Source organism: Labrenzia sp. THAF35 (genome assembly GCF_009363595.1).
In the GTDB taxonomy this organism is placed as follows: Bacteria; Pseudomonadota; Alphaproteobacteria; order Rhizobiales; family Stappiaceae; genus Roseibium; species Roseibium algicola.
On record NZ_CP045380.1, the window covers coordinates 56,042 to 70,903 of the forward strand.

Annotated in this window: 11 protein-coding genes; 3 read left to right on the forward strand and 8 right to left on the reverse strand. The window is 60.0% G+C overall.

Translation table 11 applies throughout. The annotated features are described in order from the left end of the window. Positions 1–41 precede the first annotated feature (41 nt). From nadC to nadA, 3 genes are all read right to left on the reverse strand, one after another. Positions 42–905: a carboxylating nicotinate-nucleotide diphosphorylase gene (gene nadC, locus FIU93_RS00295; protein ID WP_031269705.1), complete on the reverse strand. Its 864-nt coding sequence runs from the start codon at positions 903–905 to the stop codon at positions 42–44. A 12-nt stretch (positions 906–917) separates the two neighbouring features. Then, positions 918–2,519, reverse strand: coding sequence for an L-aspartate oxidase (locus tag FIU93_RS00300; protein ID WP_023001938.1), 1,602 nt, complete (start codon positions 2,517–2,519; stop codon positions 918–920). A 99-nt stretch (positions 2,520–2,618) separates the two neighbouring features. Beyond that, the gene (gene nadA, locus FIU93_RS00305) at positions 2,619–3,701 is read right to left on the reverse strand and encodes a quinolinate synthase NadA (RefSeq protein WP_055657911.1); all 1,083 of its coding nucleotides are present in this window, start codon (positions 3,699–3,701) and stop codon (positions 2,619–2,621) included. A 463-nt stretch (positions 3,702–4,164) separates the two neighbouring features. Here nadA and FIU93_RS00310 point away from each other — a divergent pair, with 463 nt between their 5' ends. Continuing rightward, positions 4,165–5,400 carry an MFS transporter gene (locus tag FIU93_RS00310; RefSeq protein ID WP_023001940.1) on the forward strand — a complete coding sequence of 412 codons (1,236 nt, stop codon included), beginning with the start codon at positions 4,165–4,167 and terminating at the stop codon, positions 5,398–5,400. 109 nt (positions 5,401–5,509) lie between these two features. Here FIU93_RS00310 and glyS read toward each other — a convergent pair whose 3' ends face one another. Further along, on the reverse strand, positions 5,510–7,597 hold the full coding sequence (gene glyS / locus FIU93_RS00315) for a glycine--tRNA ligase subunit beta (protein WP_152504546.1): 2,088 nt from the start codon (positions 7,595–7,597) through the stop codon (positions 5,510–5,512). A 355-nt stretch (positions 7,598–7,952) separates the two neighbouring features. Between glyS and FIU93_RS00320 the strand changes: the two genes are divergently transcribed. Then, positions 7,953–9,395: an EAL domain-containing protein gene (locus FIU93_RS00320; RefSeq protein ID WP_023001942.1), complete on the forward strand. Its 1,443-nt coding sequence runs from the start codon at positions 7,953–7,955 to the stop codon at positions 9,393–9,395. Positions 9,396–9,405: 10 nt separating this feature from the next. Here FIU93_RS00320 and gltS read toward each other — a convergent pair whose 3' ends face one another. From gltS to FIU93_RS00335, 3 genes are all read right to left on the reverse strand, one after another. After that, positions 9,406–10,626, reverse strand: coding sequence for a sodium/glutamate symporter (gltS, locus tag FIU93_RS00325; RefSeq protein ID WP_152504547.1), 1,221 nt, complete (start codon positions 10,624–10,626; stop codon positions 9,406–9,408). A gap of 82 nt (positions 10,627–10,708) precedes the next feature. Beyond that, on the reverse strand, positions 10,709–12,655 hold the full coding sequence (locus FIU93_RS00330) for a DUF2207 domain-containing protein (protein WP_152504548.1): 1,947 nt from the start codon (positions 12,653–12,655) through the stop codon (positions 10,709–10,711). Positions 12,656–12,665: 10 nt separating this feature from the next. Next, positions 12,666–13,226, reverse strand: coding sequence for a LemA family protein (locus tag FIU93_RS00335; protein ID WP_082444678.1), 561 nt, complete (start codon positions 13,224–13,226; stop codon positions 12,666–12,668). A gap of 188 nt (positions 13,227–13,414) precedes the next feature. On the opposite strand from FIU93_RS00335, the gene FIU93_RS00340 reads away from it, so the two are divergent. Next, positions 13,415–13,744 carry a hypothetical protein gene (locus tag FIU93_RS00340; protein WP_152504549.1) on the forward strand — a complete coding sequence of 110 codons (330 nt, stop codon included), beginning with the start codon at positions 13,415–13,417 and terminating at the stop codon, positions 13,742–13,744. Positions 13,745–13,862: 118 nt separating this feature from the next. Here FIU93_RS00340 and FIU93_RS00345 read toward each other — a convergent pair whose 3' ends face one another. After that, on the reverse strand, positions 13,863–14,831 hold the full coding sequence (locus tag FIU93_RS00345; protein WP_055657898.1) for a glycine--tRNA ligase subunit alpha: 969 nt from the start codon (positions 14,829–14,831) through the stop codon (positions 13,863–13,865). Between the last annotated feature and the right edge of the window lie 31 nt (positions 14,832–14,862).

Genomic DNA, 14,862 nt, shown 5'->3' on the forward strand with positions numbered 1-14,862 from the left:
AGACAGGGCAGAACACCGAACGGGTAGCCGGTAAAGAGATCTCAGCCGATCTCGATATCCAGACCCAGATCCAGAACCGGAGCCGAATGGGTGATCCAGCCTGAGGAGATCAGGTCAACCCCGGCTTCGGCGACGGCCTTGACCGTATCGAGCTCTATTCCACCGGATGCTTCCAGCAGAACCTTGCCTCCGGCCTTTGCAACGGCCTGCTTCAGGACTTCAGGCGGCATGTTGTCGAGCATGACCACGTCAGGACCGGCGGCAAGTGCCTCGTCCAGCTGTTCCAGCGTGTCGACTTCCACCTCGATCTTCACCAGATGACCGGCGAAAGCCTTGGCGGCTTCGATGGCTTGCGTCACACCGCCGGCGACCGCGATGTGGTTGTCCTTGATCAGGATCGCATCATCGAGACCGAAGCGATGGTTGGAACCGCCGCCACATTTGACCGCATATTTCTCGAACGCACGCAGACCAGGTGTCGTCTTGCGGGTGCAGACGATGTCCGCCTTGGTGTGTGCGATCAGATCGGCGAATTTCGACGTAGCCGTCGCAATGCCTGACAAGTGACCCAGGAAGTTCAGCGCCACCCGTTCAGCGGCCAGAAGCGCGCGGGCCGGACCTTCGATCCGGGCGACGACCGCCTTGGGCGACAACCGGTCACCATCTGCCAGAACGGCCTCGAAATGCAAACCGGCATCCGTCTGACGAAAGGCGCTTTCGGCGAAGGCTAATCCGGCGAGAACCCCCGGTTTGCGCGCGGCAATCACGGCGGAGGCTTTTGCATCGGGTGGCAGCGTTGCCTGGCTGGTGACGTCACCCGCCCGGCCCCAGTCTTCCAGAAGAGCGGCCTTGACGGCTTCATCCACCATCAGGCGTGGCAGCTCGGGCAAAAATCTACGGGTCATGCGCCTCTCCGGTCAGGCAGTTTCCAGGGCCTCGGCGGTGATGGCTTCGACTTCCTTCAAGGTGGTGTAGGAGCGGCTTGCCATGTCAGGGTTTTCCTGCGGGAAATCCTTGCGGAAATGCCCGCCACGGCTTTCCTCGCGCTTCAGCGCCGCCGCGGTGATGATACGCCCGGCGACCATCATGTTGAGGATCGACTGGCGCACGCAATTCTGTTCAACCTGCGCAATATCGGCCAGGGCCGTCTTGAGGCCGGCCGCGTCGCGCAGCACGCCGACATTGCGCGCCAGTGTCTTGCGCAGAACGGTAATCGCTTCCCGCTCCTCGACGTTGCGCTGGCTCGGCAAGCCCGGAGCATCGTCCATCTCGTTCCAGTAGGCACTGCGCGGGGTCGGCATCAGGCCCTGGATATCTTCCGCGATGCGCGCGGCAAAAACGACCGCCTCCAGCAGCGAATTGGATGCCAGGCGGTTGGCGCCGTGGGCACCGGTTGAAGCCACTTCACCCGCGGCCCACAGACCGTCAAGCGACGTCCGGCCGTTGGCATCGGTCAGGACCCCGCCCATGTGGTAATGCTCCGCGGGCGCCACGGGCAGCAGATCCTTTGCCGGATCGATGCCCGCTGCGGAGGCTGCCGCGAAGACGGTCGGAAAATCGTCCTTGAACCTTTCGCCGATCGCTGTCCGGCAGTCGAGGAATGCCCCCCGGCCTTCGGATACTTCCCGGTGAATGGCCCGGGCAACGATGTCGCGCGGCGCCAGTTCCAATTCCGGGTGAACACCTTCCATGAAGCGTTCGCCGGCCTTGTTGACGAGGGTAGCTCCCTCGCCGCGCAGGGCTTCGGTTGCCAGCGGTGCCGGATCCTTGCCGAGATCAAGCGCGGTCGGGTGAAACTGCACGAATTCGGCATCGGCAATCACCGCACCGGCGCGGGCCGCCATGGCAAGACCATGACCGTTGGCTTCGTGCGGGTTGGTCGTCAGTTCGTAGAGGTGGCCGATGCCGCCGGAAGCAAGCACCACAGCCTTTGCCGGGAAAATCAGCCGTTCCAGGCCGCCGCGCCGGCGCGCCAGGACCCCGGTTACATACCGTCCCTCGCCAATGAAGCTTTCGCCGATGTAGCCTTCCAGAATGCGGATCGACGGCGTCTTGCGAACAGCGGCGATCAGGGCATCCATGATCGCCCGGCCTGCCATGTCGCCGCGCACACGTACGACCCGGCTCTGGGAATGAGCGGCTTCGCGCGAAAACTTCAGCCGGCCTTCGAGATCCTGATCGAACGGAACGCCATAGGACAAGAGGTCATGAACCCGGGCACTGCCTTCGCGGGTCATCTCTTCGACGATCTTTTCCTCGCAGATGCCGCAGCCGGCGGCCAGCGTATCGTCGCGGTGTTTTTCCACCGAGTCCTGCTCGGAGATCGCAGCGGCAATACCGCCCTGCGCCCAGGCAGACGACGCCCCCTGCCCGATCGGTGCGTTGGTGATGACGGTGACCGGACGCGGGCTGAGCTTCAGCGCGCAGAAAAGGCCTGCCAGACCTCCCCCCAGAATGACGACATCATCCACATCCTTGCCTATATAGGCAGGTGCAAAATCCTCAACCGACACGGCCATGGGAAACTTCCTGGAACAGACGGGGCATGAGCCCCAAAGAAACTCCCGGGCCGGCAGGCCCGGAAGCAATCGCATAGATGCGGTTTAGACCGAAGCCGGTCAGATTTTCAAGTTGATCATCCGCTCGACCGCGGTGCGGGCCCTGTCGGCCACCGCCGGGTCGACGACCACTTCCTCTTTCATCTCCAGAAGAGTGTCGAGGATCTTGTTCAGCGTGATCCGCTTCATGTGCGGGCAAAGGTTGCAAGGGCGGATGTAGTCGACACCCGGCGTTTCGCTGGCAACATTGTCCGCCATGGAGCACTCGGTGATCATCATCACCTTTTCCGGACGCTTTGTCTTGACCCAGTCGATCATGTGCGCGGTGGAACCGGCGAAGTCGGCTTCCGCGACCACTTCGGGCGGGCACTCCGGATGGGCAATGATCTTCACATTCGGTTCGATCTTGCGATAGTCACGCAGCTCTTCCGCGGTGAAGCGCTCATGCACTTCGCAGGCACCGTCCCAGACCAGAACCTCGACGTCGGTCTTGTTGCCGACATTTGCAGCCAGATACTTGTCCGGGATCAGGAACACCTTGTCGACGCCGAAGCTTTCCACGACCTGCAGCGCGTTGGAAGACGTGCAGCAGATGTCGCATTCCGCCTTCACGTCGGCAGACGTGTTCACGTAGGTGATGATCGGGATGCCGGGGTTCCGCTCGCGCAGGGCCCGCACATCGGCACCGGTAATGGATTCAGCCAGCGAACAGCCTGCACGCATGTCCGGGATCAGCACGGTCTTTTCCGGGCTCAGGATCTTCGAGGTCTCGGCCATGAAGTGCACGCCGCACTGGACGATGACTTCCGCATCGGTGCGGGTCGCCTCGATGGCCAGCTGCAGGCTGTCGCCAACGATATCGGCAACACCATGGTAGATATCCGGCGTCATGTAGTTGTGCGCCAGGATAACCGCGTTGCGCTGCTTCTTCAGCTTGTTGATCGCATGGATGGTCGGCGCCAGAGCAGGCCATTCGATGGCCGGGATGATGTGCTTGACCTTCTCGTAGATCGGCGCAGTCGCCTCTGCGACCTCCGGCGTATAACGCAGGTCCGGGCGCTCCAGCTTGCCGAAACGCTCCAGTGCCGTCAGTCCGGCGGCAATCGGTGCTCCAACCGGTGCTTTGGTCTGGGCAATGGTCATGGCGACCTCCCTTTTTTGCGCGGCGCGAGGGGTATTTTGTGCCGCTATTTAATTATACTCAACTTGAGCATATCAGGGGCAAAAGAAAACGGGCGGTGATGCCCATACTTTTGCTCTTTCGGAGTTTATATAGTCATCAGCAAATCGAAAATCTACAAAAATCCGAAAAATTCTCGCGGGAAATCCGATTTGCCTTTGTTTTCCTGAGCTTAAGGCGCAACTTTTCCATTTCCGGAAAGCCGGCTAACAATTATCGCCTTCACACACGAGATGCAAACGGCAAAACCAACCGGGCTCTGACAGCATCTGTTGCTGCGTTTGCACCGCGAACGCGCGACGCACTGGCGTGATCCAAGTTTTGCCGTTCCATTTGCAACGTTGATCAATCCATCAAAATTACGCGTTTTGCGATTGGATGGCTTCAGACTATACCTATCGTAATTTCACGATCAGAGACTCATCCATGACAACAGCTTCTTCCACCGGCCGGGTCGGCCCGAATATACCGCTGGTGATTTCCTGCGGCTGTTTGATCGCCCTCATTTCGTTCGGGCCGCGTTCTGCCATGGGCCTGTTCTTTCAGCCCATGACCGAGGCCAGGGACTGGAGCCGCGAGATCTTCGCACTGGCACTGGCGATCCAGAACCTTATGTGGGGCATCGGACAGCCGATCGCCGGCATGATGGCCGACCGGTTCGGAACCTGGAAGACCATGACACTTGGCGCAGTCCTCTACTGTGCCGGCCTTTTGCTGATGATCGACGCGGAAAGCACCGTCGCCCTGCACATTTCCGCAGGTGTGCTCATCGGGCTCGGCATTGCGTGTTCGTCCTTCTCGCTGGTTCTGGCGGCTTTCGGCCGTGCCGTCTCGCCTTCACAAAGAACGCTGGCCTTTGGTATCGGCACAGCCTCCGGATCTCTCGGCCAGTTCCTGTTTGCCCCACTTGGCGGCACGCTGATTGCCAGCATCGGCTGGCAGCAGACCCTCATCGTCTTCGCCGGCCTTGTGGCAATTGTTCCGCTTCTGGCGATCGCGCTCAGGGGCAAGTCGGAGATGCCGAAAGACAGCAATCCGGCGAACGACCAGAAGCTGACCTCCGCCATTTCCGAAGCCTTCGGAACACGCGGATTTATCCTGCTCACCTTCGGCTTTTTCGTCTGCGGCTTTCACGTCGCCTTCATCACGGTGCACCTGCCGCCCTATATCGCCGACCTTGGCCTTGACCCCGCCTGGGGTGCTACGGCCATCGCCCTCATCGGTCTTTGCAACATCGCGGGTTCGCTGCTGTCAGGATATATTTCCGGCCGATATTCCAAGCCGATCTTCCTGTCGCTGATCTACCTTGGCCGCGCCGTCGCGATTTTCGCCTTCATCATGCTGCCGGTCACGCCTGCTTCGGTGCTCGTGTTCTCCGGAGTGATGGGTCTCCTGTGGCTGTCGACCGTGCCGCCGACATCGGGCCTCGTCGCCGTCATGTTCGGGCCGCGCTACATGGCAACCCTGTTCGGCTTCGTCTTCCTGTCGCACCAGGTTGGCTCGTTCCTGGGTGTGTGGCTCGGCGGCAAGATCTACGACGAAACAGGCTCCTATGACGCCATCTGGTGGCTGGGCATCGCCCTCGGCATCTTCGCCGCCATCGTGCACTGGCCGATCCAGGAAAGACCCGTTGACCGGCTCGCTGCTGCACCTGCCGAGTAAGAGACGCCGGATCTTCAAACTTGAACGTTGAGGCACAGAACGAAAAAGGCGGGCTCAAGGCCCGCCTTTTTGTTTGTCAGTTCTGTTTCGCTTAACCGGCCAATTCCGGTTACCCAGCCACTTTCGAGAAGTCCGCCACCACGTGGGTCGCATCGCGGATTTCAGCAAGGAGCTGCAGGCGGTTCATGCGCAGCGTGGCGTCCTCGGCATTGACCAGGATATCGTCGAAGAAACGGTCGACCGGAGCACGCAATTTCGACAGCGCTTCCATTGCCCCTTCGAAGTTCTCGCTTGCCACGGCGTCGGCCGCTTCAGCCCGGGCCACATCGATGGCAGCGGCCAGATCGATTTCGGCCTGCTCCTGGAAGTGGTCCGCGTGCGGCTTGCCGGAAACAGGGCTGCCGTCCTTCTTTTCCTCGGCCTTCAGAATATTGACCGCACGCTTGTAACCAGCCAGCAGGTTGGTGCCGTCGTCGGACGATACGAACTTGCCAAGCGCCTCGACACGGCGAACCACCATCAGGAGATCGTCCTGGCCTTCCAATGCAAAGACCGCGTCGATCAGATCGTGGCGCGCGCCTTCATCCTTCAGGTGGACTTTCAGGCGATCGCCGAAGAAGGACAGCAGATCGGCAACAAGAGCCGCGGGATCGCTCGCTTCAACACCTTGAAGGTCCAGAGAGGAACGAATGGCATCGCCCAGCCTGATCCTGAGGTTGTTTTCCAGGATGATCCGGATCACGCCCAGAGCCGCGCGGCGCAGCGCATAGGGGTCCTTGGAGCCGGTCGGCTTTTCGTCGATCGCCCAGAAACCTGCAAGAAGGTCCAGCTTTTCGGCAAGGGCCACGGCAACGGCGACCGGGTCGGTCGGCACGCTGTCACTTGGTCCCTGCGGCTTGTAATGCTCTTCGATAGCCGTTGCCACCGACGCATCCTCGCCCTGGGCTGTTGCGTAGTAGCGGCCCATCAGGCCCTGCAGTTCCGGGAATTCGAACACCATGTTGGAGACAAGGTCCGCCTTGGCGAGTTCCGCCGCGCGTTTGGCCCTGGTCTCGTCCGCCCCGGCGACCGTGGCCAGTTCGGCCGAAAGCGCGATCAGGCGCTTCACCCGTTCGCCAACGCTGCCGAGCTTTTCGTGAAACTTGACTTCATCCAGCTTGGGCAGGTTGTCCGACAGTTTCGACTTCAGGTCGGTTTCCCAGAAGAAGCGGGCATCGGACAGGCGTGCGCGGATAACCTTTTCGTTGCCGGCCACGATCAGCTTGCCGCCATCGTCGGCAATGATGTTGGAAATCAGCACGAACTTGTTGGCAAGGCGCCCGGTGACCGGGTTCTTCAGCACGAAGCACTTCTGGTTGACCTTGATGGTCAGCTGAATGCACTCGTCCGGGATCGTCAGGAAATCCTCGTCGAAGCTGCCCGTCAGCACCACAGGCCATTCAACCAGCCCGGCAACTTCTTCCAGAAGGCCCGGATCCTCCACCAGATCGAGGCCTAGCGCCAGCGCACAATCCTTGGCGTCATTCTGGATGATGTCTTTGCGGCGGTCGGCATCCAGCACGACCTTGTGCTTCTCAAGCGAAGGCGCATAGTCGTCGAAACGGCGCACGTCGAAGGCCTCGTCCGCCAGGAAGCGGTGCCCGCGTGTGGTCTTGCCGGCCTTTATGCCATCGAATTCGAACGGAACCACGTCCGGTTCTTCCGTTTCCGGACCGAAGGTCGCGACGATTGAGTGCAGCGGCCGCACCCAGCGTGTGGATCCGGTGCCCCAGCGCATGGCTTTCGGCCAGGGGAAGTTGCGCAGGATGCCCGGCATGAACTCGGCAATGACGTCGATCGCCGAACGGCCCGGCTTTTCGATCACCGCAACGTAGAAATCGCCCTTCTTCGGGTCCGTCTGGATGGTTGCCTGATCGATCGACGTCAGCCCGGCGCCTCTCAGGAAGCCTTCCAGTGCCTTTTCGGGAGACCCGACGCGCGGTCCCTTGCGTTCTTCACGCGTGGCGGCAGAGCCGGCGGGAACACCGGCAACATGCAGGGCCAGACGCCGCGGTGTCGCGAAGGCCTTGGCACCCTCATATGGCAAACCGGCATCCACCAGGGCATTGGTCACGAGAGATTTCAGGTCTTCGGCCGCCTTGCGCTGCATGCGGGCCGGAATCTCTTCGCTGAAAAGTTCAAGCAGAAGATCGGGCATGGATATCTGGACCTTTGGTCTGGTGGAATAACACCGGAAACGGTTTGCGCCGTCCGTTACCAAGACAACGGAGACTTGTCACCCCCTTTCGCGGAACCGGACAACGGGCGACCTGCCCATTTTGACGCCAGTCCGTCTGCTTTGTTTCACTCTTCTTCAAGGATTGCATGTGAAACTGCGCGACTTGTTAGCAGTTGTATGTATTGGGACCGACCTTGTGGCGAACCGGGAAGTTGCAGACAACAGATATATGACACGATCTATAGTTGCGTTACTTGCGATAGTTCTTGTCATTTTTACTGGGGTTAAGGTCCTTCCAGTACTTTTCCCGACCTACCAAATCCATAATTCGCAAATGACGTTCGACGTGGTCACCAGCCTCCTTCTGGGCATCGCCATCTTCAGTCTGGGATATGGCACGTGGGCAACGCGCCGTTTGCGCAAGGAGCTGAAGGCAAGATCCTCGGCTCATTCCGAAGCCCTGGCCCTTGCCCAGCACGACCCGCTGACCGGGTTGCCAAATCGCCGCCGGCTGCTGGAGGCCTTTGCCGATCTGACCCGTGAAGTGAAGCCCGACTGCTTTCGTGCCGTAATGATGCTCGACCTCGACGGGTTCAAACCGATCAACGACGTCTATGGTCATGCCTTTGGCGACAATCTGCTGCGAAGCTTTGCCGACCGTCTGGCCGAAACTCTCGGCAAGGAAGGCATTGTCGCCCGTCTCGGCGGGGACGAATTTGCCATCGTCTCCCCGGTGTTCAAGGACAAATCCGAGGCAGCCGGCTTCGCCAGGCGACTGTTGACGCGGATCAACGACCGTTTCGAGTTCGGCGACCGCCAGATTTCCATCGGCACCGGTATCGGCATCGCGCTTTATCCCCATGACGGCCACGCGGTCACCGAGCTATTGCGCCGGGCCGATATTGCCCTTTACCGGGCCAAATCCTCGGGGCGCTCGACCTACCGGTTCTTCGAGGTCGACATGGATGCCTCGATCCTGCACCGCACGCTACTTGAACAGCGTCTGCGCCGCGCAATTTCGGAACATGAGGTGAAGGCCTATTACCAGCCAATCCTGGACATGGACTCCGGTCGCATCGCAGGGTTCGAGGCCCTTGCGCGATGGACAGATGCCGATTTTGGCAAGGTGCCGCCGCTGCAGTTCATCCCGATTGCCGAAGACTGCGGCATCATCTCCGAGCTGACCCAGCATCTGCTGGAGGATGCCTGCAAGGTCGCCGCCACCTGGCCGGACGATCTCTACCTGTCCTTCAATCTGTCGCCGGTGCAGTTGCAGGATCCGGCTTTGCCGACCCAGATCAATGCCATCTTGAAGAAATTCGAATTTCCGCCCAGACGGCTGGTGCTGGAGATCACCGAAACGTCGCTGGTGAAGAACCCGGAATCGGCCAAACGCATCCTGACCGAGCTGACGGAAGCCGGCATTTCCATTGCGCTCGACGATTTCGGCGCGGGCCATTCCAGCCTGAGCTATCTGCGCGATTTCCCGATCAAGAAGGTCAAGATCGACAAGTCCTTCACCGAACGCATGCTGGAAGACAAGCAGTGCGCCGCCATCGTCGAGGCCATACTGGTCCTGTCCAAGGGTCTCGACATCGACGCTGTCGCGGAAGGGATCGAGGAAAGCGCGGTCCATGACGCGTTGAATTCCAACGGCTGTCACTACGGTCAGGGCTTCCTTTACGCCGCGGCCGTTACTTCAGACGAAGCCTGCAGCCTGCTGGAATCCCAGGTCGACGGACGGTTTCCCTTCAGCGAGAAGACTGACGCCGCCTGACCGCGCTCCCTCATCCTCCGAGGAACAGAAGGATGATGACCGCATTGGCCAGATCCACGAAGAACGCGGACACAAGCGGCAAGATCAGGAATGCCTGGGTTGCCGGGCCGAAGTGTTTGGTGATTGCGGTCATGTTGGCAATCGCCGTCGGTGTCGCGCCCAGTGCAAACCCCGCAAAGCCCGCCCCCAGCACCGCCGCGTTGTAGTTACGGCCCATCAGCGGATAAAGCGCCAGGATGATGAAGGCGGCCGCAACGACGACCTGCGTGAAAAGAATGAGCAGCATCGGCCCCGCCAGTCCCGCAATGGTCCAGAGCTGCAGGCTCATGAGTGACATCGTCAGAAAGATGCCAAGTGCAAGGTCCGACAAGACCGCCAGGGACTTGGACCGGGCCGGCCAGGTCATTTTCGGAAAGACCAGCGGCACGGTGTTCGACAGCACGATGCCACAGAAGAGACAGCAGACGAAGACCGGCAGATCGAGGCCTATTCCCGCGCTCAAGGCTTCCTGAAGCGCGACGCCGAGGCCAATGGCGATGTTGAGAACCAGCAGCGAGCGCATCAGCCCGGTGTGGGTCACGCTCGTGTCTGCCTCTCGTTCCATCTCAAGGCCGATCATGGGGGCTTCTTCCGGGCGGTTCGGATCCGGTTTGCCACCCCGTTTTTCGATCAGGAACTTGCCCACTGGACCGCCAAGAAGGCTGGCGGCGATCAAGCCGAGCGTTGCCGTTGCAGCACCGATCTCGATCGCCCCTGGGACGCCATAGTCGGTGGCCAGCTTCGGCCCCCACGCAATTGCCGTGCCGTGGCCGCCAACCAGCGAAATGGTGCCTCCAAGAAGGCCGAACCCTGTGGGCAGACCCAGCGCCACCGCAATGCCCGAGCCGACCGCATTCTGCAGCAGCATGTAACAGACGGTGAGCATCAGCAGGATCAGGAGCGGCTTGCCGCCCTTGGCCAGGTCCGTGAAGCGGGCGTTCAAGCCGATTGCCGTGAAGAAGCAATACAGCAGGTAATCACGCGACTGCAGGGAGAACCCGATTTCCGTTCCAAGGCCGAGATAGACCACGAGGGACAGGAACGCGACAAGCAGGCCGCCTGAGACCGGTTCCGGAATGTTGAACCTGTCCAGAACCAGTATCTTCTTGTTCAGCCGCACGCCCAGGAAGTAGACGAGGATTGCCAGATTGAAGCTGACAAATTCCGTTAGCGTGATCGTTTCGCCGGCCATCCGCACCCCCGCTCCTGCTTGATGCTTCCACTATGCCGTTCGAAGCAGCTTGCGCAAGGCGGAGCTGACGATCCTCAGCTCGTTACCAGCCGCCGCCACCGCCACCGCCGCCACCGCCGCCGGAAAAGCCACCGGAGGAACCCGACGAACCGGAGCTGGACGATTTGGGAGCTGGCAGAGACGACTGGAACGACCCGGCCATGGAACTTGCCGTCCGGCCGAGGCTGTCGGACACGTGCCGGGCATCGAAGTGATTGCCGGAGTACCAGCCCGGATGGTAGCTGGCGGCCGCGGCCGCCCCGGCAGCGGTTGTCAGCCAGGCCTCAAAGGCCTTGGCCCAGGGCTTTTCGACGCCAAGCGCAACGGCGTAGGGCAAAAGTTCCTCGAAATGATCCGTGCTCATATCCGGAAGCTTTTCCATGTTGAGCCGCTCCTTTTCCGCCACGCTCAGATACATCCGAAGACCCTCGATTTCATCGAGGGCCTGGCGGCCAATTGCCGTCGGCGCGCCGATCAGGAAGAAGAACAGGATGTTGAGGGCAACCAGCGCCACCGCGATGAACGGCAGAACAGGCAAGGAATCCACACCACCATTCACATGGAAGGCACCGAAGGCTGCCCCTGATATTGCGAGACCAAAGACTATAAAGATCAGCGCCATACGCAGTTTCATGCTGGCGAAGCGGAAGATGGCTCTCCCCAGATTGACCGAAATGACGGTCGCAAAAACGGAAAAGACCAGAAAGACAATGACGAACCCTTCCTGACCCGGCTGCAGTCCACCGAAAGCCAGCAGCGCGACAATGGTAACCAGGCTCAGTATGAACCCGGGAATGAGATAGCCCCTGTTCGCCCTGAAAAAGACGTTTCGGCTCTCCCGCTCGATAGCCGTCCGGAATTTTTTCCCCAGCGCCTGGATAGAAGTGCCGTTGTCCTTGTTGAGGGTCAATGGACTCCCCCGTCCGCTTAGCCAGTCCTCAAGCGCAGCTTCGCCCTTGGGCAGCCCGAAGCCCGGGATCTGACCTTCCCGTCCCTTCCGGTTCAGAAGCAGAGTTGTATCGCCATCCGTCTCTTCAAGTCGCAAGCGTTTCTTGACCGCGAGGTTGAGGCAGGCTGCAGACAGGGCCACCCAGCCACCATCCCCGAACCCTCGGTTGACAATGTATTTGGCAAGAGCAGGCGAGATGCCGGAAGGCGGTGAAAACCTCGGGAAAACAACACCTTCAGAAGGATCCCGGCCAACCATCCACCAGGCTGCGAAATAATAAAGCAGCACCAGCAGCACCCCGGCTCCGCCGATCAGCTCCGATCTGTAGTCCTCGACGAAATACTCCAGCTGTTCGGCTTCCGTAGGCGCTGCAATTGCGCCTTTCGGAAGGCTGACGTTGACTGACAAGCCTTCGTAGGCACCCAGAACCTCGGTTGTCCGGAAGATAATCTCAGAACCACCCTGGGCGCTTTGTGCCTCAAAGGCATTGCCGGTTTCGCCATAGCCGCCCGTATAGGCCGTCCATGCGCTGGCTTTCACCCCTTCCGGCAAAACAACCCGCGCGATGGCCTCATCAACGGGGAAGATCCATTCATTGCCTGTCACGTTCCAATAGACCTCGTCATGGCCTTCAAAGAAACGGATTTGCCGGTTGGTTTCATAGGTGAAGCTGTAGGTGTAATTGCCTGGAGACAGGAAGGTGTATTCATCCCCAACATAGATCCGCACACCCCGACTGTTCTCGTTGGTGTGGTAGGAGGCCGGGGCGCCGTCCTGCAGCACCGAGAGCAGCTTGAAGCCGGCCTTGTAGATGCGCCCGTTTGCACCTTCCACCGCAAGCGGAATATCGCGGAAAATGCCCCGCTTGATCTGATCGCCTTCCGCACGAACGGTAATCGTCTCCGTGACCGTCAGCGTGCCATTGCTCGCAACGTCAATGTCGGAAACGAACTTCAAGATGCGTTCGTCAGCTTGCGCGCAAAGTCCGGCAGTCAGCAGGACGAAGACGGCCAGGATGCCCGCGGAGATCCGGTTCAGCATCGCGCGCACCTCAGAACTGGACCTTGGGAACCGCGCGGTCAGCCTCGTCTTCGATTTCGAAGTACTCGGCCTTTTCGAACTTGAACTGGTTGGCAATCAGATTGGATGGGAAGCTCTCGACCGCAACATTCAGGTTCCGGACCGCGCCATTGTAATAACGACGCGCCATCTGGATGGCGTTTTCGATCTCGTCCAGCGAATTGTGAAGGTCGGAAAAGTTCTGACTTGCCTTCAGGTCTGGATAGGCTTCCGCAACTGCAAACAGGCGACCGAGAGCATGACTGAGTTCTCCTTCTGCCTTCGCACGGCCAGCAACGTCATCCTTCGGCACTGCCGAAACTTGCGCGCGCATGCTGGTCACGGCCTCGAGCGCTTCCTTTTCGTGCGAGGCGTAGCCTTTCACGGTCTCGACAAGGTTGGGAATGAGATTTGCCCGCCGCTTGAGCTGGACATCGATGCCGCTCCAGCCCTCCTCGACCATCTGCCGTTTCTTGACAAGTCCGTTGTAAAGAACGATCGCAAAAACAGATAGCGCAATCAGCGCTGCAAGAAAGAACCAGGACAAGACAATCACCTCCAGAAAATGTGTTCTGGAAGCTAACCGGGAGGTGCTGACTTGTCATCTTCTTCAAGCGACCGACGCCTGAATTGAGTCATTCTGTAATCTTCGACACAGGATTGCAGATAAGCTTGGGCGAGCTTGCCCGAAACGCCCGAACGAAAGGTCGGCCACCAATGTGCGTCTTGCAACTTTGCAGAATGATCCCGGCACTTGCGGTGCTGCCGTTGGTGCTGGCAACGCAAGAGGCCCATGCCTCGCTTGCTGACCAATATCGCTGTTCGAATGGCGATCTGGTCTTTCACGTCATCTTCTCCCCACAGGAACCAGGGCCCGCGACGCTTTCCGGACCTGTCGGCGGAAAGGCACATACGCAAGTCCTGCTTGACCCGGTTCCGGGCGCTTCGGGAGAAAGTTTCGAGCGGGGAAACACCCGGTTTTCCGGCAATCGACAGGCAAGCCACCTGGACATCGGCGACATGCGCCTCGCCTGTGAACTGGAGCCCGAGCCGGGCTCGGAACCCGAGTGAGCCTTCACAGGTTGCTGGTAGCGGGCAAATGAACCGCCTGGATATTGCCTGACGAAAACGGGGCCAACCTGGCCCCGCATTCGATTGATCAAGAAGATCCGCCTCAAGGCGGAATGCGTTATTCCGCAGCCTGGTTGTGATAGCCGACACCGCCGGCTTCCGTTTCCAGGAAGGCAGCGCCGCAGGCCTTGGCCAGTTCGCGGACACGCAGGATATAGCTCTGGCGCTCGGTCACGGAGATGACGCCGCGCGCGTCGAGCAGGTTGAAGGCATGGCTGGCTTTGATGCACTGGTCATAGGCCGGCAGCACCACCTGATGGACATTGGCACCGGCAGCTTCACGCGCTTTCGCACCGGCTTCCAGCAGTGAACGGCATTCGGCTTCGGCATCCTTGAAATGGCGGAACAGCATTTCGGTGTCCGCGTGCTCGAAATTGTGCCGCGAGTATTCCTGCTCGGCCTGCAGGAAAACATCGCCATAGGTGACCTTGGCATCGCCTTCCATGCCGTTGTAGTTGAGGTCATAGACGTTATCGACGCCCTGTATGTACATCGCCAGGCGCTCAAGGCCGTAGGTTAGCTCGCCGGAAACGGGCGAGCATTCAAAGCCTGCCACCTGCTGGAAATAGGTGAACTGCGAGACTTCCATGCCATCGCACCAGCATTCCCAGCCGAGGCCCCAGGCCCCCAGGGTCGGGCTTTCCCAGTCGTCTTCCACAAAGCGGATATCGTGCAGCTTCGGGTCAAGGCCGATCGCGTAGAGCGAATTCAGATAGAGCTCCTGAAGGTTTGCCGGTGACGGCTTCAGGATCACCTGGAACTGGTAGTAGTGCTGCAGACGGTTCGGGTTCTCACCATAACGGCCGTCGGTCGGGCGGCGCGACGGCTGCACATAGGCAGCCCGCCACGGACGCGGGCCGAGTGAACGCAGCGTGGTCGCCGGGTGGAACGTACCGGCGCCGACTTCCATGTCGTAAGGCTGAAGCACAACACAGCCCTGGTCGGCCCAGTAGCGCTGCAGGGTCAGAATCAGGCCTTGAAAGGAGTTTTCCGGCCGCATGTGCGCCGGCAGGGTTTCAGTCGACATGAAGATGTTCCGCGAATATGGCTGTGCCCGG